This window comes from Vibrio aquimaris, from assembly GCF_009363415.1.
Classification (GTDB): Bacteria; Pseudomonadota; Gammaproteobacteria; order Enterobacterales; family Vibrionaceae; genus Vibrio; species Vibrio aquimaris.
Window position 1 is genome coordinate 701,578 of the sequence record NZ_CP045351.1, and the last position, 18,242, is coordinate 719,819.

At 43.1% G+C, this 18,242-nt stretch carries 15 protein-coding genes; 10 read left to right on the forward strand and 5 right to left on the reverse strand.

Features of this window, described 5'->3' with window-relative positions; all coding sequences use genetic code 11:
- Position 1 precedes the first annotated feature (1 nt).
- The 3 genes from phrB to FIV01_RS17540 are packed head-to-tail and all read right to left on the reverse strand — an operon-like array spanning position 2 to position 3,157.
- A complete protein-coding gene (phrB, locus tag FIV01_RS17530) occupies positions 2 to 1,417 on the reverse strand; it encodes a deoxyribodipyrimidine photo-lyase (RefSeq protein WP_152432266.1) in 1,416 nt (471 codons plus the stop codon).
- Positions 1,414 to 2,205, reverse strand: coding sequence for a MerR family transcriptional regulator (locus tag FIV01_RS17535; RefSeq protein ID WP_152432267.1), 792 nt, complete (start codon positions 2,203 to 2,205; stop codon positions 1,414 to 1,416). Before FIV01_RS17535 ends, phrB begins: the two co-directional genes overlap by 4 nt.
- A 1-nt stretch (position 2,206) precedes the next feature.
- A complete protein-coding gene (locus tag FIV01_RS17540) occupies positions 2,207 to 3,157 on the reverse strand; it encodes a YbgA family protein (RefSeq protein ID WP_152432268.1) in 951 nt (316 codons plus the stop codon).
- Positions 3,158 to 3,498: 341 nt separating this feature from the next.
- Here FIV01_RS17540 and deoD point away from each other — a divergent pair, with 341 nt between their 5' ends.
- The 4 genes from deoD (at position 3,499) to FIV01_RS17560 (ending at position 7,645) form a co-directional block, all read left to right on the forward strand.
- Positions 3,499 to 4,209 carry a purine-nucleoside phosphorylase gene (deoD, locus tag FIV01_RS17545; protein WP_152432269.1) on the forward strand — a complete coding sequence of 237 codons (711 nt, stop codon included), beginning with the start codon at positions 3,499 to 3,501 and terminating at the stop codon, positions 4,207 to 4,209.
- Between the two features lie 61 nt (positions 4,210 to 4,270).
- Positions 4,271 to 5,740, forward strand: coding sequence for a lactate dehydrogenase (locus FIV01_RS17550; RefSeq protein WP_152432270.1), 1,470 nt, complete (start codon positions 4,271 to 4,273; stop codon positions 5,738 to 5,740).
- A 391-nt stretch (positions 5,741 to 6,131) separates the two neighbouring features.
- Positions 6,132 to 6,515, forward strand: a complete 384-nt coding sequence (locus tag FIV01_RS17555; protein ID WP_152432271.1) for a DUF3302 domain-containing protein — start codon at positions 6,132 to 6,134, stop codon at positions 6,513 to 6,515.
- Positions 6,515 to 7,645, forward strand: coding sequence for an HlyD family secretion protein (locus tag FIV01_RS17560; RefSeq protein WP_152432272.1), 1,131 nt, complete (start codon positions 6,515 to 6,517; stop codon positions 7,643 to 7,645). The genes FIV01_RS17555 and FIV01_RS17560 overlap by 1 nt, the downstream gene beginning before the upstream one ends.
- Before the next feature lie 53 nt (positions 7,646 to 7,698).
- On the opposite strand, the gene gltS is transcribed toward FIV01_RS17560, so the two are convergent.
- Complete coding sequence (gene gltS / locus FIV01_RS17565) at positions 7,699 to 8,925, reverse strand: sodium/glutamate symporter (protein WP_152432273.1); 1,227 nt, start codon at positions 8,923 to 8,925, stop codon at positions 7,699 to 7,701.
- 621 nt (positions 8,926 to 9,546) lie between these two features.
- Between gltS and FIV01_RS17570 the strand changes: the two genes are divergently transcribed.
- The 4 genes from FIV01_RS17570 (at position 9,547) to FIV01_RS17585 (ending at position 13,819) form a co-directional block, all read left to right on the forward strand.
- Positions 9,547 to 10,470 carry a polyprenyl-phosphate transporter gene (locus FIV01_RS17570; RefSeq protein WP_152432274.1) on the forward strand — a complete coding sequence of 308 codons (924 nt, stop codon included), beginning with the start codon at positions 9,547 to 9,549 and terminating at the stop codon, positions 10,468 to 10,470.
- A gap of 160 nt (positions 10,471 to 10,630) precedes the next feature.
- Positions 10,631 to 11,962 (forward strand): aspartate aminotransferase family protein, encoded by a 1,332-nt coding sequence (locus FIV01_RS17575; protein ID WP_152432275.1) that lies wholly within the window; start codon positions 10,631 to 10,633, stop codon positions 11,960 to 11,962.
- A complete protein-coding gene (locus FIV01_RS17580; protein WP_415846755.1) occupies positions 11,953 to 12,804 on the forward strand; it encodes a beta-keto acid cleavage family enzyme in 852 nt (283 codons plus the stop codon). The genes FIV01_RS17575 and FIV01_RS17580 overlap by 10 nt, the downstream gene beginning before the upstream one ends.
- Positions 12,805 to 12,844: 40 nt before the next feature.
- On the forward strand, positions 12,845 to 13,819 hold the full coding sequence (locus FIV01_RS17585; RefSeq protein WP_152432277.1) for a TAXI family TRAP transporter solute-binding subunit: 975 nt from the start codon (positions 12,845 to 12,847) through the stop codon (positions 13,817 to 13,819).
- A 155-nt stretch (positions 13,820 to 13,974) separates the two neighbouring features.
- Here FIV01_RS17585 and FIV01_RS17590 read toward each other — a convergent pair whose 3' ends face one another.
- Positions 13,975 to 14,940 carry an arginine deiminase-related protein gene (locus FIV01_RS17590; protein ID WP_152432278.1) on the reverse strand — a complete coding sequence of 322 codons (966 nt, stop codon included), beginning with the start codon at positions 14,938 to 14,940 and terminating at the stop codon, positions 13,975 to 13,977.
- A 300-nt stretch (positions 14,941 to 15,240) separates the two neighbouring features.
- On the opposite strand from FIV01_RS17590, the gene FIV01_RS17595 reads away from it, so the two are divergent.
- Together FIV01_RS17595 and FIV01_RS17600 are read left to right on the forward strand one after the other, a co-directional pair.
- Entirely contained in the window at positions 15,241 to 17,094 is a 1,854-nt protein-coding gene (locus FIV01_RS17595; RefSeq protein WP_152432279.1) for an ABC transporter ATP-binding protein, read from the forward strand.
- An 802-nt stretch (positions 17,095 to 17,896) separates the two neighbouring features.
- Complete coding sequence (locus FIV01_RS17600; protein ID WP_172971869.1) at positions 17,897 to 18,034, forward strand: transposase; 138 nt, start codon at positions 17,897 to 17,899, stop codon at positions 18,032 to 18,034.
- The last annotated feature ends 208 nt before the right edge of the window (positions 18,035 to 18,242 follow it).

Sequence of the window (18,242 nt, forward strand, 5' to 3'; positions counted from 1 at the left end):
GTTAAACGTCCTTAGCTTCCTTATAGAGGACTAAGGTTACTTCTCTCTCGACCTTATGATCAACTATTGGATCAGGATATGACAGGTTTCTTACATCTGACCACGCCCAGGGCTTGTGAATATATTTGTCTGGCACTCCAACAAGCTCAGGTACCCACTGGCGTATAAAAGCGCCTGATGGATCAAAGCGTTCGCTCTGCGTTACGGGATTAAAGATTCTGAAATAAGGCTGGCCATCACAGCCTGTCGAGGCACACCATTGCCAACCTCCGTTGTTGGCTGCGTAATCACCATCAATAAGACGCTTCATAAAGTAGCGCTCACCGATGCGCCAATCAATGTGAAGGTCTTTGATCAAGAAACTTGCTACAATCATCCTCAGACGATTATGCATCCAACCTGTTTGGTTCAATTGTCGCATCGCTGCATCTACTATCGGATAACCTGTTTGTCCTGTTTTCCACGCTTCAATCCATTGACTGTTGTTGTCCCACTTTAAGCCGTCACCCCAATCAAGAAAGCTGCGTCCCTTACTGAGTTTAGCTTCAAAATAAATCAGATGCTGATAGAACTCTCGCCAGATCAATTCACTTTGCCACACTTCACGTCCAGAACTGAGCGGTAAGGTTTGACCGTACATTAGCCTCGCCATACATTGGCGAACTGATAAAGCACCAATGGCTAGGTAGGGTGATAATTTACTCGTCCCTTGCATAGAGGGAAAGTCTCGCTGACGGTCATAAAGATCACTTCGAGTCGCGGTAAAATCTCTTAGCTGCGCGATAATTGACTGACTATCAGCGACCCAAACACTGCTCTCTTCCCTTGAATAACTGAAGGTAACCGATGGGTGAAAGCATAAATGTTGGATTGTCTCTGGTAAATCAGCCTTAACAGCTTTAGGGGCTTTTTTGACCTCAAAAGAATGTGATTCGAGTTTAGTAAGATAAGCTTTCTTGAACGGAGTAAAGACTTTGAAGTAACTTCCTTGCTTGTTGACTACACTGCCGGGAGCGAAAATGCATTTGTCGTCACACAAGCGAAAGCCAATGCCGTTTGCCGACAGCTGACTAGCAAGTAGGTCATCTCGTTGACACTCATCCACTTCGTATTGTCGATTTACAAAGACAGTATTTGCGCCAAGGCTAGTAGCCACTTCAGTTATTCGCTCCGCGCAGTCAGAATACTGAGCGACTTCGTCATACAAAAGTTGAATATTGAGCTCTGCCAGTTCTTCATAAAGCTGCTCGAGCCTGCGAAAGATTAAATCCGCTTGCATAGGCGCTAGGCCATGGTTTTCCCATGTCTCTGGCGTAGCAAGATAAACGCAAGCCACAGGTTCGCCGTGACTAAGCGCTTCGCACAATGCGGTGTTATCATCAACTCGTAAATCTCGCCTTAACCAAACTAGTTTCATTTTTCGCACCGCAATTGTTGTATCAGTTCAGAGACCACCACTTTGCCTGAAAATTGTTCCTCCAGCTGGTTTATGGCCGTGAGCTGAGGCTCATTGATGGCTTTCGCACTGTAGATACCGATAACAGCAAAACTTTCTATGGCAGGATGAATGGCGAGCCCCGAAAAATCTTCGACTTCATCTAACAGAGTAACATTGTACCCTTGCTCAACCAGTGTTAGTGCCATAAGGCGTGAGCCTATGTCTGTATTGCCAACAGTGCTTATGAGCAATGCGCGTCCAAAGCGACTCGCTTTGTTTTCCGAATCAATAATCGCGTTTAACTTATTGACCATTATTGAGTAAAACAGACCATATTGCAGGGCTCGCAAAGATGGACGAATCGAGGCAAAGGCTTGTTGAACAGGTTGAATAAATTGCTTGTCGACAACATTTAGGGGGTACTCTTTAACGACCGAATTAATCAGTGTTTCAGCTTTACCCTTGTTTAGACTTGCCAAAGCTTCCAGTACAGACTCTACATCATCCAATTGACTCACATTGTCATCAGCGTCATAAGGTCCACCGTTCCTCGCTTCTAACAGGGCTTTGACCTTACCAATTGACACGCCTTTATTGAGCCAGCTCTGAATTTTATCAATTAAGTCAATGTGTTCTTGTGTGTACAGTCTGTGACCTTTAGGCGTTCTCTCTGGCTCAATCAAGCTATATCTTCTTTGCCAAGCCCTTAAGGTGACTGGTTTTACACCTGTCATTTCAGAAATTTCTCTTATCGCGTATTTCTTCATTCTACAATCCGTATCTCAGCCTCATCTCTTGGGGATGGGGTTGCAAAAATTTTTGCTCAAGTAAGTATTCATCTGGGTAAGTCGTTAAATAATGCTTAATTAAGGTTATCGGCGCTAAGAGAGGCAAAGTGCCCTGACGATACTCCTCAATCACTCCACACAACTCAGCTTTTTGCTGTTTATTTAATGATCGCTTGAAGTAGCCCTGTAAATGCATTAGTACGTTAGTGTTGTTTTTACGGCTCGCTCTGTTAGCGACCGCTTTCATTAGACCCTCTCGGTACAGTTGGTAAAAAGTCTGTGGATCATAATCTTTGATGTTGGCAACGAGACGACCAAGTTCTTTATATGATTGAGGGTGATGTGCCATCAGAGTGAGCTTGTAACGAGAGTGAAAAGCAACCAGTTTTCCAGCCGTAGGCTCATCTCCCATTGAATCATAAAAATCTCTTAGCACGAAGATGCGTGCAATGAAGTTCTCTTTGAGAACGGGATCATTTAAGCGTCCGTCTTCTTCTACAGGCAACCAAGGCATTTGCTTCATTAATTCCTGAGTAAACAACCCCACACCAATGCTTTCAGACCCGCCTTTACGATAAATCTTGACTCGCTCCATACCGCAAGTGGGCGATTTTGCGCATACAATATAGCCGCACAGATCCTGAGTCTTAAGCTCAGCCACTTTTTGTTCAGAGTAATCGAGCATTTTGGCTGTGTGTTCATTCTCAGGATTTTTTGTCTCTACGAGTGCAATGCGTTCGTCGTTTGAAACCAAGCGAATGGTAGGTCGCGGAACAGGCATACCCATTCCTACCTCGGGGCATACAGAGACGAATTCGAAATATGGCGCGAGTTCTTTGGTCACAAACTTACTGATCTTATGTCCGGAGTCGAAACGAACATTTTCTCCTAATACACATGAACTGATACCTACTTTGATTGCATTTGTCATCTTCTGATTCCTCACCAAGGTATACAAAAAAATATCTTGTATAAGAAATAGCATAGATTTATTTATTTGTACAAGATTTAAATTTGTATAAGTAGTCTGTATTACGTAAATGCGGAGTATTTGGTTCAGATGAAATGCTGTCTTTTCTTGCAAAACGATCGCTTTAACTCTTTCAACACAAAAAGTTACCAATGCAATTAACAATAACAACAAGACCAACTTTTGTGATTCACATCTCATGGATCGGCCTCACATCTAGCTAGTATCTGGCTACCGATTTTTCTAAATCAACACAATTAGTGATCAGTAGTTAGAATCATTAATCATTCGGAGTGACAACTATGGCAACCCCACATATTAATGCTCAACCAGGTGATTTCGCACAAACCGTTTTGATGCCAGGCGATCCATTGCGTGCAAAATATATTGCAGACAATTTCCTTGAGGATGCCAAACAAGTTTGTGATGTACGCAACATGTTTGGTTACACGGGTTCATATAAAGGACATCGTATTTCTGTTATGGGCCACGGCATGGGGATCCCATCATGCAGCATCTATGTACATGAACTTATTGCTGAGTATGGTGTGAAGAACATAATTCGTATTGGTAGCTGCGGCGCTGTAAGAGATGATGTCAATCTGATGGACATAGTCATTGGTATGGGCGCATCAACCGACTCCAAGGTAAACCGTATACGATTCAATGATCATGATTTTGCTGCCATTGCCGATTTTGGTCTGTTAGAAGAAGCGGTGAAACAAGCTCGAGCGCAAAATGTATCTGTCAAAGTTGGTAACGTTTTCTCTTCTGACCTTTTTTATACTCCAGAGTCTGATATTTTTGAAAAAATGGAAAAACTTGGCATCTTGGGAGTTGATATGGAAGCAGCTGGCATTTATGGTGTAGCTGCCGACCACGGAGCAAAAGCACTCACCATTCTGACCGTTTCTGACCATATTACCCGTGGTGAAAAGCTCAGCTCAGAAGAGCGCCAGGATTCTTTCAACGACATGATGAAAGTTGCTCTGGAAACCGCCATCAATATTTAATTAACCATATTTTGCTACCAAGGGCCGCTTTGGTAGCCCTGATAATCCCGAGGGGGAGATAGTGCAATCTGGTAAACTGCCGAAGGAAGCGGAAGGGTTACAACTCAACTTTTGTAAAACATTGGCGTGTGAAAATTTTGGGCAAAGTGATGCGCATAGGTACATGGTGCAACATGCAAACCCGAAGCGACCTACGATGGTTTGTCGGGAATGTGGCGCTTTCCCCCCCTTACTTAACAATCAAGAAGTCTTAAACGAGCTTCAGCGTTTAAGACTTCTTCATAGTGACGGCTTACCTGCTTGCCGAAATAACCATTGCGAAAATTTTGGCCTTTCCGTACACACCAACAAACACGTATACCATGCGTTTGGCTACAGTGGCGACCGCCAACGTTATCGCTGCAAACTATGCCAATCAACCTTTGTGGACAAATGGTCTGGCACAAATAATAAGCTGGTTTTCCAAGAGACTCTATTGGGACTGCTATTTACCGGATACTCCGTACGCGAAATATGCCGTAAGCTGGAGATTAACCCTAAGACTTTCTACGATCACCTAGATCATATTGCCAGTCGATGTCGACGTAAACTGGCAATGTTCGACGCGCGGTGGGTCAATCACGCTGCGCAATACGAACTGGCTTCTTCCTACCTGCCATTGCAGCCCAAAAGTAATAATGGGGTACTTTGGTTTGTTACTGGGGATGCGAAAACAGGTTATATCCTCTGCCAACACGTGAATTACTCGGGCGATGAAGACCCACAAGGCAAAGCTTATCATGATCCCTACCAACCTAACTCTCGTCTTATTTGCCGTGACTATTCATTGGAGGAATACACCCCGTCATTCTCGAACGCTTCACTACTAAAAGAGAGAATTGATCATAAATATCAAGCGATACTCGCGCGTAGTAATGTCGAAGACCCTTTGGGCAATCTCAGCCATTTCCATTACCCGACTAAAGGTGCTCTCATAAGGCCGCCTTACACATCATACGCACACTTCCTACATGTCTTTGCACAATGCAATAACGAACGACGAGTCACACTTTATTTGCCTCAAGACCCTGTTTTGAGGTCCGCAGCTTTGAGCATAGGTTTACCTAGGATTCAAAATCAAAGTATTGATCTCCTCTACGTTGAAGAGGACAGTAGCTGGGACAATAATAACGACGTAGATAAGATTGATATTTTACATATGGGGTGGTGGCGTGACCGCTGGGCGATTGCAAATGATAATGGAACGTCCAAAGGTATCTGTTATCTCGCTGGGGACAATAGTGATCCACAACACTGGTTACAAAAAGCCAGTATCCGCCAAACTGTTTTCTATCAAAACAGGTTTCAAACCTTATTTGAGGATTTCATTGACGAGCCTAGGCGTAAGCTAAGACCTGGGGGACTACTGCCCCTGCTGGATATATTCAGAGCCTGGCATAACTTATGCTACCAAGGTAAAGATGGGATGACGGCAGCACAAAGCCTTAATCTAACTCAATCCCCATTAACACTAAGAGAACTACTGTCATAGAACTCACTCCTCAAGATTAACTGGCATTCTTTTTCTCAATCTAAGCGGAGACTGCGTGGCGAGCAATCTTTAATATCAAATCTCAACTTCTAAAACGATACGTTTTACAAACTTCGACAAGTTGTTCAAACAAGCCATAGAAAATCAGAAAAATACTCTTGCTAATCCAACCTAGTACTTATTTACTATTCTTAACGTTTTAGACTAAACGCTTATGGTTAAAAATATCCTTTGTGGAACGCCATTATGCCATCTTAGTGGAATCGCAAACTTCTCAATTTTCAAAAAAGGGAAAGTAAACCTAAAAATTACACATTCATTATTCATACAAAAATATCTGTTTAAATCATAATTAATAGTGGCTGCACGTCATTAAGAAGGGAGCATATTTATGTTTTTGGATTACTTCGCACTAGGTCTACTGATCTTTGTCGCGCTAGTTATATTCTACGCCATAATAATCATTCACGATATACCTTATGAAATCGCTAAGGAAAGGCAACATCCTCATCAAGACGCCATACATTACGCAGGTTGGGTGAGTTTATTTACCCTACATGCTATCTGGCCATTTCTTTGGATTTGGGCAACCTTATGGCGCAAAGAACGAGGTTGGGGTTTCCAAAGGCTGGAAGAAGAACAACACGATATACATCACAGGATGGATCTCCTCAGTGAACAGCTCAATCGCTTACAACAACAAATTGATACTATGACCTCCCCAGTTGAGCAATCATCCGTTGCGAGCACAGACAACAACGAGGAGAAACAATAATGGATTTACTCCTTATTCTGACCTATGCCGCTTTATGTATTGCTATTTTTAAAATTTTTAACATTCCGCTCAATAAATGGACCGTCCCAACCGCTGTCCTTGGCGGTGTCACTCTGGTTGGCACTTTAATCTTACTCATGAACTACAACCATCCATTTACCCAAATAGGAAATCAGGTATTTTCTACAACCCCAATTGTATCTGGGGTGCGAGGGAGAGTTATTGATGTTCCTGTAGAAGCCAATGAGCCTTTAAAAAAAGGGGATGTACTGTTTGTTATCGATCCCACCCCTTTCGAAGCAGAAGTTGATAGATTAAAGGCAAAAATAAAAGAAGCCAGCCAAAGCGCACTTAGCCTTCAATCTGATGTACTCGAAGCTCAAGCAGCATTGACTCAGTCCATCGCAGATAGAGACAAAGCGCAGCGAGAATTTTCTCGTTACCAACGTGGCTATGACAAAGGCGCGTTTACTGAGCAAGATCTGGACAGTCGTCGCCAAGCCTACAAAGCCTCTGAGGCCGCGGTCGACGTATCTCAAGCACGAGTGAGCCAAGCTAAAATAGCCCTTAATTCTGAAATAGGTGGTGAGAATACTAGGGTCGCTCAGTCACTTGCAGAATTGCGCCAAGCGGAGTTCGATTTAGAGCAAACCGTCGTGAAAGCACCAACCGATGGCTTCGCCACTCAACTCGCTCTTCGTCCCGGCGTGATGGCGGTACCTTTACCTCTCGCTCCTGTGATGACATTCGTACACACAGAAGAAACTCTATATGCTGCGGCATTCAGGCAAAACTCGCTTCAGCGTCTGCAACCGGGCTATGAAGCAGAGTTTCTCTTTAGAGCAATTCCTGGCAAGGTTTTTAAGGGACGAGTTGTTGATGTACTGCCCGCAATCGGCGAAAGCCAATTTCAAGCACGTGGATCTCTATTGGGTACTGAAGCACTGCGTACCAATGGACGTGTTTTTGTTACGCTAGAAATTACCGATGATTTATCCAGTTATCATCTCCCTATGGGAACGGCTGTCGAAGTTGCAGTGTATTCAAATCAGTTCACTCATGTATCCATTATGCGCAAAGTTCTGATAAGAATGAAAAGCTGGCAAAACTATCTCTACTTAGACCACTAACCCAGTATAATAAGCCCAGACTACTCAGTAGATTGGGCTTATTGCCGCTTAAATTAGCGTATAAAAGAGATATAGCCCTGAAGAATGATCAGATTGACAATATCAATAAAGAAAGCGCCGACAATAGGGACAACCATAAAGGCTTGAGGTGAAGGACCATATTTATTGACCAGTGATCCCATATTCATCACAGCCGTAGGGGTCGCACCTAAGCCAAACCCACAATGACCACCTGACATAACGGCAGCATCATAGTTAGAGCCCATGACCTTAAAGGTCACAAAGTAGGCAAAAAGGCCTAGAACTACTGACTGAACAGATAAGATGACAAGAAATGGAATCGCGAGATCGAATATATTCCACAGCTTCAAACTCATGAGAGCCATTGCAAGGAATAACGAAAGCGACACAGTACCGAGAATATCAACTGTTTCCGCATCCACTCTGTGTACTTTGGTGATTTCCATTGCATTAGTAATAAACACACCGATAAACAAGGCATAAACAAAATCAGGGATCATAAGCCAACTGACTTCCAAGCTCGTCACCCATTGCTCAAGATACTTAGCACCAGTCACACAAATCAGCAAAACAAATAAGATCTCAATCACCTTTTTTGAAGTGACTTTATCTTCTTCATACTCGTTGTAAGTCACAAGCTCTGGAAACTTTTCATGGGTGTTGCCCCCTTTGCCATAATCGGACTCAAACCCATTCTTGTTAATCAACTTTTGCGCAACTGGGCTACCTATAATACCTCCAACGATCAAACCAAAGGTTGCCGATGCCATGGCGATTTCCAATGTATTACTTAACCCGTATGTCTCTGTAAACGTTTGTGACCATGCAGCGCCAGTACCGTGACCACCAGATAAGGTGATTGAACCTGCGATTAGGCCCATCAAAGGATCAAGACCAAGCGCCGTTGCCAAAGAGATACCAACAGCATTTTGAATGATAATGTAGACTGACGCGACCGTGAGGAAAATAAACACCTTAGCGCCGCCTTTTATCAGCTGCGTATAGTTTGCCGCAAGCCCTACAGTACTGAAGAACATCAGCATAAAAGTGTTTTGTAATGGCAATGAAAACTCTAGGTCTATACCCTCAAAGTGCATCATTGTGATAACAAATGCCACCACAAGTCCACCGACAATAGGTTCAGGGATATTAAACCTAGTCAAGATAGGAAGCTTTGAGTTGATAAAATGACCTAGAAATAAGACACATATAGCGATTAGAAAGGATTCTAGTGGCCCAACAGAAATGACTTGATTCATAAAACCTCTTTATTGTCTGTTACCCCTCTTCCCTTACTAGGCAACGTAATGGTGTTTCTTTTCATTTGGCGGTTAATATTCAGATTAAACCACAAAGTCGTAGTTTAGAAAGCCAAGCTTGAAATCTATCCATGTAAGTAGTGATATTCAGAAACCGTATGATTGATAATTTAATCTAAAAACGAAACTGCCATTATGGATGTAACTGGAGATACTTGTCGAGGAGTGGCTATAAATTTGTCTCTTTTAGCGGTGTAAACTGACAGAAAAGAAAAAGTAAAAAAAAAAGCCAACCGCAATAATCGCGATTGGCATCTATATTTTGTGAACAATATTATTCACTAACAACGTCAGTTGGCTAGGTGACCCTCGGCTTAATAAGGGTCGTTAAGTATTATGCATTTTATGTACCAACATTTAAAGCCTTAAAAACGATATGTTGGTTCAGATTTTAAGCAATTAAACGCCTCTTTTTTGCAAATTGCAAGTTGCAAATTGCAAGACAAGTGCAAATTGATAGTAAACCAGTATCTTATCAATTTATGCTCTAGGTATAATTTGGTACTGTTTAATTCCCATTGTCGTTATAATCTTGAAATCAAAACTAACTTGCTCTAAACAATGAAATATCTATCAACGTTTTTAAAAGGATTAGCAATGGGGGCTGCTGATGTGGTCCCAGGAGTCTCTGGTGGAACCATAGCTTTCATAACAGGGATATACGACACATTATTGGAAAGCATTAGACGTATTAACCCACAGCTCATCAGCGTAATAAAACATGATGGGATAAAAGACGCTTTCGAGCACATCAACGGTCTTTTTCTTATCGCACTCTTTTCCGGCATTCTCACGAGCATTGCGACGCTTGCTAAGCTGATTTCTTGGTTACTGGAAACACATCCGATCCCCTTGTGGTCATTCTTTTTCGGCCTTATTCTGGTTTCTGTTTTTCATATGCTCAAGCAGATAGAAAAAAGAAGTCTGAGTCGTATGATCGCACTGTTACTCGGTGTTATTTTCGCTTATAGCATCACCATACTTCAGCCACTACAACTTGACCCAACCAGCGCTAACATCGTGCTCGCAGGCGCTATTGCGATCAGTGCCATGATACTACCGGGAATATCTGGAAGCTTTATCCTCCTTCTTATTGGGATGTACGCTCCTATATTGGGCGCCGTCAAATCCATAGATATAACACCTCTAGCACTCTTCGCCTGTGGTTGTGTTATCGGCCTACTGAGTCTGTCACATGTCCTAACTTGGTTACTCAAGCATGTGCGAGATCTTACTCTGACTTTCTTAACGGGTTTAATGTTGGGGACATTACCAAAGATATGGCCTTGGAAAGAAACGCTCAGTTGGAGAACAAACTCTAGCGGTGAACAAGTACCATTACTTGAACGTAATCTTTCTCCATTTGATTTTGAAGCGATTACATCGCAGCCTGCGCAACTAACCGTTGCAGTAATACTCATGCTCAGCGCCATAGTATTAGTTTTGGCCCTAGAAAAGTTCGCTGCTCACTCAGAAAGCGAATAATCACTTTTAAACTACTCGTGAGTATTCCAGAGGCAGCCGTTTGGCTGTTTCAATTTTATCTGCAACTATTCCAAAAACTCATAAAGCTCAACTTTTTGTCAGTTGCGTAACTGCGTATTGTTGGACAGGATTAAAGTATCGAATCTTTCGGAGTCCTGATATGTCCAACGTATTTCATCGACATTGCCACCAGATTTTGCCGACCATCAGTCACGGCGAAGGTATGTATCTTTTCGACAAGAATGGGAAATCTTACCTTGATGCTTGTGGCGGCGCAGCAGTATCAAACCTTGGCCACAATCACGCTGCGATTAAGCAGGCGATTATCAAACAAGTCAATCAGATAGCCTATGCTCACACTGGCTTTTTCACTAATCAGCCAAGTGAGAAACTGGCCACCAGACTTTGCTCATTAATGCCCAAGCAATTTAATCGAGCCTATTTTGTCAGCGGAGGCTCCGAAGCCGTAGAAGCCGCTTTAAAGATGGCTCGGCAGCATTTCGTTGAACAAGGAAAACCGAGCAAAACCGAGTTTATTGCCCGCAGACAAAGCTATCATGGAAATACACTAGGGGCACTGAGCGTTGGGGGCAATCAGTGGCGACGTGAGCCATTTAAACCTCTGCTCTCTAGTGCTCATCACATTGACCCATGCTACGCATATCGATACCAAAACAATGATGAAACAGAAGATGATTACTCGATACGCGCAGCCAATCAGCTCGAAGAAAAGATCCTTGAACTCGGAGCCGAAAACGTGATGGCATTTATTGCCGAGCCTGTCGTTGGCGCGACATCAGGAGCAGTGCCCGCAACGAAAGGATATTTTAAACGTATACGCGAGATTTGTGACACTCATGATGTTTTGCTCATTTTGGATGAAGTCATGTGTGGCATTGGTCGAAGCGGAAGTCTATTCGCCTTTGAACTTGAAGACATTGAGCCAGATTTAGTCTGTATCGCAAAAGGATTAGGCGCAGGTTACCAACCTATTGGTGCCACAGTAGCCAATGACAAAGTCTACCATTCAATCGCCAGTGGCAGCGGTTTTTTCCAACACGGCCATACCTATATGGCGCATCCAACTGCCTGTGCATGCGCGCTAGCAACCATTGACACAATAATAGACGAACAACTGATCGATGCTGTCAATCACTTCGGAGGTAAACTAAAGCAAGCCTTTGTGGAACAACTAGGCCCTTTGCCCAACATAGGAGACATACGTGGTAAGGGATTGTTTCTGGGTATCGAGTTGGTCAAAGACAAAACAACCAAAGCTCCCCTTCCTAGCAGCACCCAAGCTCATAACATGATAAAAGCGCATGCGATGCAAAATGGTTTAATGTGCTATCCAATGGCTGGCACGATTGATGGCAAGAACGGACACCATATTTTACTTGCGCCTCCATTTATCCTTCAAGATGGGCATATCGAAGAAATAGTTAGTAAGTTAAAAACCACTATCGATGAGGTATCAAAAGGATGGATCTAATGTCTTCAGATAATGATAAACATACTCAGCGCGCCATTATTGTCGCACCCAATGGCGCTCGCAAAACCAAGCAGGATCACCCGAATATTCCACTAACAGAAACAGAAATCATTAGAGAAGTGATCGCGTGCCGAGACGCTGGAGCTGCGATGGTTCATCTCCATTGCCGTGACGACAGCGGGCGCCATAGCCTTGATGTCACACTCAATCAACGCCTCTATGAGCATGTCAAACACACCGTGGGGGATTCTATAATAATCCAATTAACCACTGAATCGGTTGGCCTATATTCGCCTGAGCAACAAAAACAGCTAATAAGAGCCGTTAAACCAGAGGCCGCTTCATTCGCATTGCGTGAGTTAGTCCCAGAGGTTGCTAACCTAAGTGACTGCCGAGCTTTTTTCCACTGGGTAGCAGAGCAAGGCATTATCAGCCAAATTATCTTGCATGAACAACCCGATATATCAAGGTATCTACAACTGCTCAACGATGATGTTTTACCGAGCCAAAACCAACACGCCTTAGTTGTACTAGGACGATATCAAACTCAGGGAAACCCAAGCCCTAAAGAGTTGGACGATTTGCACATTTCTGCTCTTCATCAATATGGTATTCGTATTGCAGTATGCGCCTTTGGCAAACATGAACATCAGTGTTTAACCCATGCACTAAAACAAGGTCTAGACGTTCGGGTAGGCTTTGAAAATAATCATCTTACTCCAGACGGAAAACCAGCAGCTGATAATGCTCAGCAAGTGAGACACCTCAAGGAATCGGACAATTTATTGAATATTAACTACCATGATGCATATAGTTTTCGACGAGCGCTAACAAATGGCTAGACTTTAGTTTAGTAGCAACCATGCGACAAAAGGAATGACTATGGCATCACTTAAAGGCATCTTCTCAGCACTTGTTACTCTCATTCTTTTCACAAGCCCTTTTTCTGTATTGGCAAAAGATAACTATGTCACTATTGGTACAGGTGGTGTAACGGGTGTGTATTATCCCACTGGTGGTGCCATTTGCAGACTCGTCAATAAAACTAAAGCAGCCCACGGAATTCGATGCTCCGTCGTATCCACAGGAGGCTCTATCTATAATGTTAATACCATAAGAGCAGGAGAGCTCGAAATGGGTGTTGTTCAATCTGACTGGCAATACCATGGCTATAACGGCACCAGTAAATTTGCTGATGCGGGGCCATTTAAAGAGCTTCGCTCTGTTTTCTCTGCCCACCCCGAACCTTTTACCGTAGTGGCACGCAAAGACTCGGGAATAAAAACCTTTGAAGACTTAAAAGGAAAACGGGTCAACATCGGTAACCCTGGCTCAGGTCAACGCGGAACTATGGATGTATTAATGGAGCGATACGATTGGAGTACTGAAGACTTTAAGCTTGCCTCGGAACTCAAAGCATCCGAACAATCCAAAGCATTATGTGATGGCAAGCTTGATGCAATGATCTACGTCGTTGGTCATCCTAGTGCCGCGATTCAAGAGGCCACTACCTCATGTGATAGTGATATCATCGAAGTCTCGGGCCCAGAAATTGATCAGTTAATCGCCGAGGCAAGCTACTATAGAAACGCAACTGTGCCAGGTGGGACGTACAAAGGTAACCCGGATGATGTAAACACTTTCGGCGTTGGTGCCACATTTGTCTCATCGACTGCAGTATCAGAAGAAGTGATTTATCACATCGTCAAGTCAGTGTTTGAAAATTTTAATAACTTCAAAAAACTGCATCCAGCCTTTGCTCACCTAAAAAAAGAAGAAATGATAAAAAGCGGCTTAACTGCCCCACTTCACCCTGGCGCTCTTAAGTACTATAAAGAAGCGGGACTTATTCAATAAACCTATCTTGGGATTTTTAAGCTAGCTGCTCGATTAACCATTGCTGAAATAATTGAACTTTTCGCGATGCCAGTCGGTAGCTAGGCACACTTATGTAAAAACACTGGAGAGGCGCAATGCCTCTCCACACCACAGTTAATAAGTATTGGAATGGACTAGCACTTTTGTAGAAAAACCTCACCTAACATGCAACGCACGCTGCCACCACCAATAGATTCTATTGTCTTAACATTAAATGGCATCAGTTTAGCGTGGCTAGACAATTGAGCACGCTGCGCAGGCGAAAAAGCATCATAAGCAGACTGAGACATAGCGATGACTTTATCGCCGGCATCGGTTTCCAATTCTAAAATATTGCCGCAAAATTGATTCATCTGCTCAAGGCTGATTGAAATGACTTGCTTATCTTTGGCCAGTGATTTAATTACGAAGCGACGTTCAAACTCAGGGATCACTTCATCGCAAATCACACAGAAGTGCTCACCAATAGCCATCATTACATTGGTATGATAAATCGGCTTTCCTGATGGAAGTGCAGTTTGGAAAGAGACAACACGCTCATAGCCAATGCGCTCAGCGTAATCTTCTAACACTTCACGATCGCAGCGCTGTGAGAGCGCCGCATAAATGGTTTTGTTGAGATGATCAATCACCATTACGCCCGTGCTCTCTAGATGAGCATCCTGATCTAGATAGTCCACTAAAGAGTCTTGCGACTTCACTTTGCGACCAGAGTTTTCTAGAGCGGCACATAAAGCGTCCGGTCTCACTTCTTGTTGGCGGTTTTGACACGCCATAGGAAAAGTGTACAGAGCGCCGTCAGAGGTCGTGCTAAACCAGTTGTTTGGGAATACCGCATCAGGCGTTTCAATTTGCCCTAACGGATAGTCAAATTCAATCACTTGGACGCCAGCACCACGAAGCTGATCGGCCATTACACGAAACTCTCGCATGGCCAGCTCACGTACTTGTTCTGTTGTTTGACTAACTTGGTGCTGGAACTCATTATCAAGTGCAGTTTCGGCATTGAATGCAAACTCTTTAGGCGGAACCATTACCACACAATTGGCGTTTTGCACTGTAGAAACGGCTTTTTGTTGTTTTGGTTGTTGTTTTAACATTGCAATAGACTCATTGTTTCTCACTCACTTGGGAGAATTGTAGACATATTGTTAAAATAACAATCACTGAAATCACTCCACTTTATGTTATAGAACCAGAAATATTCCTGAAAATTTCATCAAATACCATAAAGTTTACTGAAAAGTACGGAGTTAAAGATTTTTGGATGGATATTATGCAAACATTCCGATAACAAAAAGTTGTTAGGTGGTTACATTTCAAATAGTAACAGTATACCATTGATACAATACGCTATTGGTATCGATGGCTTTTCAACGTCGTGTATTTGAAGGCTAGTTATGTTTAAAAAATTCGAAGGCTTCACAAAGCCCTTTCCTAACGAAGAACCTACGCAGCCACCCTATGGGATTTGGGCATTTTGCCGCTATTATACCCGAGGCTTTGAGCGCCCGCTGATTATCATGTCTCTAATGGCTATGATCATCGCCATTGCAGAAGTCTCCCTTTTTGGCGCTATGGGCAATTTGGTTGATTGGTTAACGCACAGCAGCCCTGATACGTTTTGGCAAGACAATAAAACTGAGCTAATACTGTATGGCGGTCTTATACTCATTGTCATGCCTATTTTAGTAACCGCTTATTCTCTTATTATTCATCAAACTCTGCTCGGCAATTACCCAATGTCGATTCGCTGGCTTGCTCACCGTTATCTACTCAAGCAAAGTCTCAACTTCTATCAAGATGATTTTGCCGGACGCGTTGCAACTAAAGTGATGCAAACATCGCTTGCCGTTCGTGAAACCGTGATGAAGTCGATGAATGTGTTCGTTTATGTCTCGGTTTACTTTACCGCTATCGTGGTCTTGTTAGCTCAAGCCGATTGGCGTTTGATGATCCCAATGTTGGTCTGGCTGGCTTGTTATATCGGTATCCAAATCCATTTTGTACCTAAACTCAAAGGCGTAGCCTCAGAGCAAGCCGATGCACGATCCACCATGACAGGTCGCATTGTTGACAGCTACACCAATATTGCAACCGTTAAACTCTTCTCTCACAGTAAACGCGAAACCGAATACGCAGAAAAAGGCATGCAAGGCTTTCTTGATACTGTGTATCGTCAAATGAGATTAGTGACAGGATTTGATGTCGCAGTAGAAATATCCAACTATTTGTTGGTCTTTTCTGTTGCCTCCCTTTCCATTGTACTTTGGATGGATAGCTCAATTAGCATAGGAGCCATCGCGATTGCGATTGCGCTGGCGCTGCGCATTAACGGCATGTCAATGTGGATCATGTGGGAAGTCGGTGCTTTATTTGAAAACATGGGCACTGTAGTTGATGGGATGAAAACACTCTCAAAGCCCATTGATATCAAAGATAAAGAGCAAGCTAAGCCGCTACAGGTCAATCAAGGATCGATTGAATTCGATAACGTTAGTTTTCATTATGGAGATGAAAACAAAGGCGTGATCAGCGATCTCAACCTCAAGATCAAACCGGGTGAAAAAGTCGGACTAGTTGGCCGCTCAGGTGCCGGTAAGTCGACCTTAGTTAACTTGCTGCTACGCTTTCACGATGTAGAGAGTGGCTGTATTAAAATCGATAATCAAATCATCTCTGATGTAACCCAAGATTCACTGCGCAGCAACATAGGCATGGTGACTCAAGATACCTCACTGCTTCATCGCTCAATTCGTGACAACATTTTGTATGGGAATCCAGATGCGACGGAAGAGGATTTGCTCAAAGCCACCAAGCAGGCTCACGCCCATGAGTTTATAGAAACGCTTAACGACCCGTTTGGCAACGATGGCTATGACGCTCAAGTTGGTGAGCGCGGAGTCAAACTGTCGGGCGGACAAAGGCAGCGTATTGCGATTTCCCGAGTATTACTCAAAGATGCTCCTATTCTTATCCTAGATGAGGCGACATCAGCGCTCGATTCAGAGGTGGAAGCGGCGATTCAAGAAAGCCTAAATGAGTTGATGCAAGGTAAAACCGTTATCGCGATCGCACATAGGTTATCCACCATCGCGGCCATGGATCGCCTGATCGTGCTCGATAAAGGTCAAGTCATCGAACAAGGCACACACAGTGAGCTAATCCAAAGCGAAGGCATTTACGCTCAGCTCTGGGCGCATCAAACCGGTGGCTTTATTGGTGAAGAGGCCGCAGACGCAAAAATCGCATAATCATGGGTTTTAAATCCTATTAACCAAGTAAAATAATGGCGACAAACTGGACAGCTGCTGTCGCCATTTATTTTCAAGTCATATTGATAGGTCGATAAGGAATTGGATAGGAATTAGTTCGGGACTCTCACAACTCCTTGCTGAAAATGCAGCTAAGTACTAGCGATAGTCGCCAGCTATAACAATTTTATTGCTTTAGTGATACCAAACTAGGGAATAATGAATCTGAATTGACTGGTAGACTTTCGCATGACGACATGGTGTCATAATAGGTTATCGCTATTGGCTTTGTTGTAGTTAACGCAATATGAGCTGAACTAACCCACGCCTTGCATGTATCTGATGAAATGTTCCCCCAATTTCCGTTTATATTGCATAAATACGCTCTCATTGGAACCCCACTCTCACTCACTAACCTTACGATTCCCGAGCTAAGTGTTTGTATCTCGTTTACTTTCCCTTCACAAGTAACAGCTGCATTAGCCCCGAATGTTAAGCACAAAGAGCTTAGCGATATTGAATAAAAGAACAGTTTACATTTCATATTTTGCCTATATTAAACTTTATACTTATATCATTTTACTCGTACGCATGTGCGTTGTTCTCTTTAGAATAGTGAAAGTGCACACGAATAACCATCTGAAAAATAATATCTTATCAGATTTTCACCCAACATACCATCTAGCATAAATGCGCAAAGCTTTACTACATTTGTCTGATATTTAGAAACTCCAAATATTGATCTGCTTGTATCCAACAGGATACTTTAATAAAGGAATATAGTCCTACTATGGAGGTGACTATGACAAAACGAAAAAACAGAAGTTATACCGATGAGTTTCGTCGAGAAACGGTAGCCTTGATTCCTGAACAAGGCTACAACGTTTCAAAGGCGACTGAACCTTTGGGTGTCACAGACAAGCTTCTTTACAACTGGTAAGCGAAATTTGAAGCTGAGAACTGATTCAGGACAGGCACCCAAAGACAAAATCGATGGAGAATCAAAAATTCTCAAGGTGGTATGGAGAATTTACCTGCCTCTTTACTGAAATTTTTAAGTTTTAATTTCTAGCCATCAATCACCAACCTTTGAACATTAAGGTTCAGAGCGTTAAGTGAAAGTTGGCGAAACATTCACTTTGCAACAG

Coding starts and splice junctions, on each gene's coding strand:
- phrB (WP_152432266.1), bottom strand. CDS start 1,417: ATGAAACTAGTTTGGTTAAGGCGAGATTTACGAGTTGATGATAACACC.
- FIV01_RS17535 (WP_152432267.1), bottom strand. CDS start 2,205: ATGAAGAAATACGCGATAAGAGAAATTTCTGAAATGACAGGTGTAAAA.
- FIV01_RS17540 (WP_152432268.1), bottom strand. CDS start 3,157: ATGACAAATGCAATCAAAGTAGGTATCAGTTCATGTGTATTAGGAGAA.
- deoD (WP_152432269.1), top strand. CDS start 3,499: ATGGCAACCCCACATATTAATGCTCAACCAGGTGATTTCGCACAAACC.
- FIV01_RS17555 (WP_152432271.1), top strand. CDS start 6,132: ATGTTTTTGGATTACTTCGCACTAGGTCTACTGATCTTTGTCGCGCTA.
- FIV01_RS17560 (WP_152432272.1), top strand. CDS start 6,515: ATGGATTTACTCCTTATTCTGACCTATGCCGCTTTATGTATTGCTATT.
- gltS (WP_152432273.1), bottom strand. CDS start 8,925: ATGAATCAAGTCATTTCTGTTGGGCCACTAGAATCCTTTCTAATCGCT.
- FIV01_RS17570 (WP_152432274.1), top strand. CDS start 9,547: ATGAAATATCTATCAACGTTTTTAAAAGGATTAGCAATGGGGGCTGCT.
- FIV01_RS17575 (WP_152432275.1), top strand. CDS start 10,631: ATGTCCAACGTATTTCATCGACATTGCCACCAGATTTTGCCGACCATC.
- FIV01_RS17580 (WP_415846755.1), top strand. CDS start 11,953: ATGGATCTAATGTCTTCAGATAATGATAAACATACTCAGCGCGCCATT.
- FIV01_RS17585 (WP_152432277.1), top strand. CDS start 12,845: ATGGCATCACTTAAAGGCATCTTCTCAGCACTTGTTACTCTCATTCTT.
- FIV01_RS17590 (WP_152432278.1), bottom strand. CDS start 14,940: ATGTTAAAACAACAACCAAAACAACAAAAAGCCGTTTCTACAGTGCAA.
- FIV01_RS17595 (WP_152432279.1), top strand. CDS start 15,241: ATGTTTAAAAAATTCGAAGGCTTCACAAAGCCCTTTCCTAACGAAGAA.
- FIV01_RS17600 (WP_172971869.1), top strand. CDS start 17,897: ATGACAAAACGAAAAAACAGAAGTTATACCGATGAGTTTCGTCGAGAA.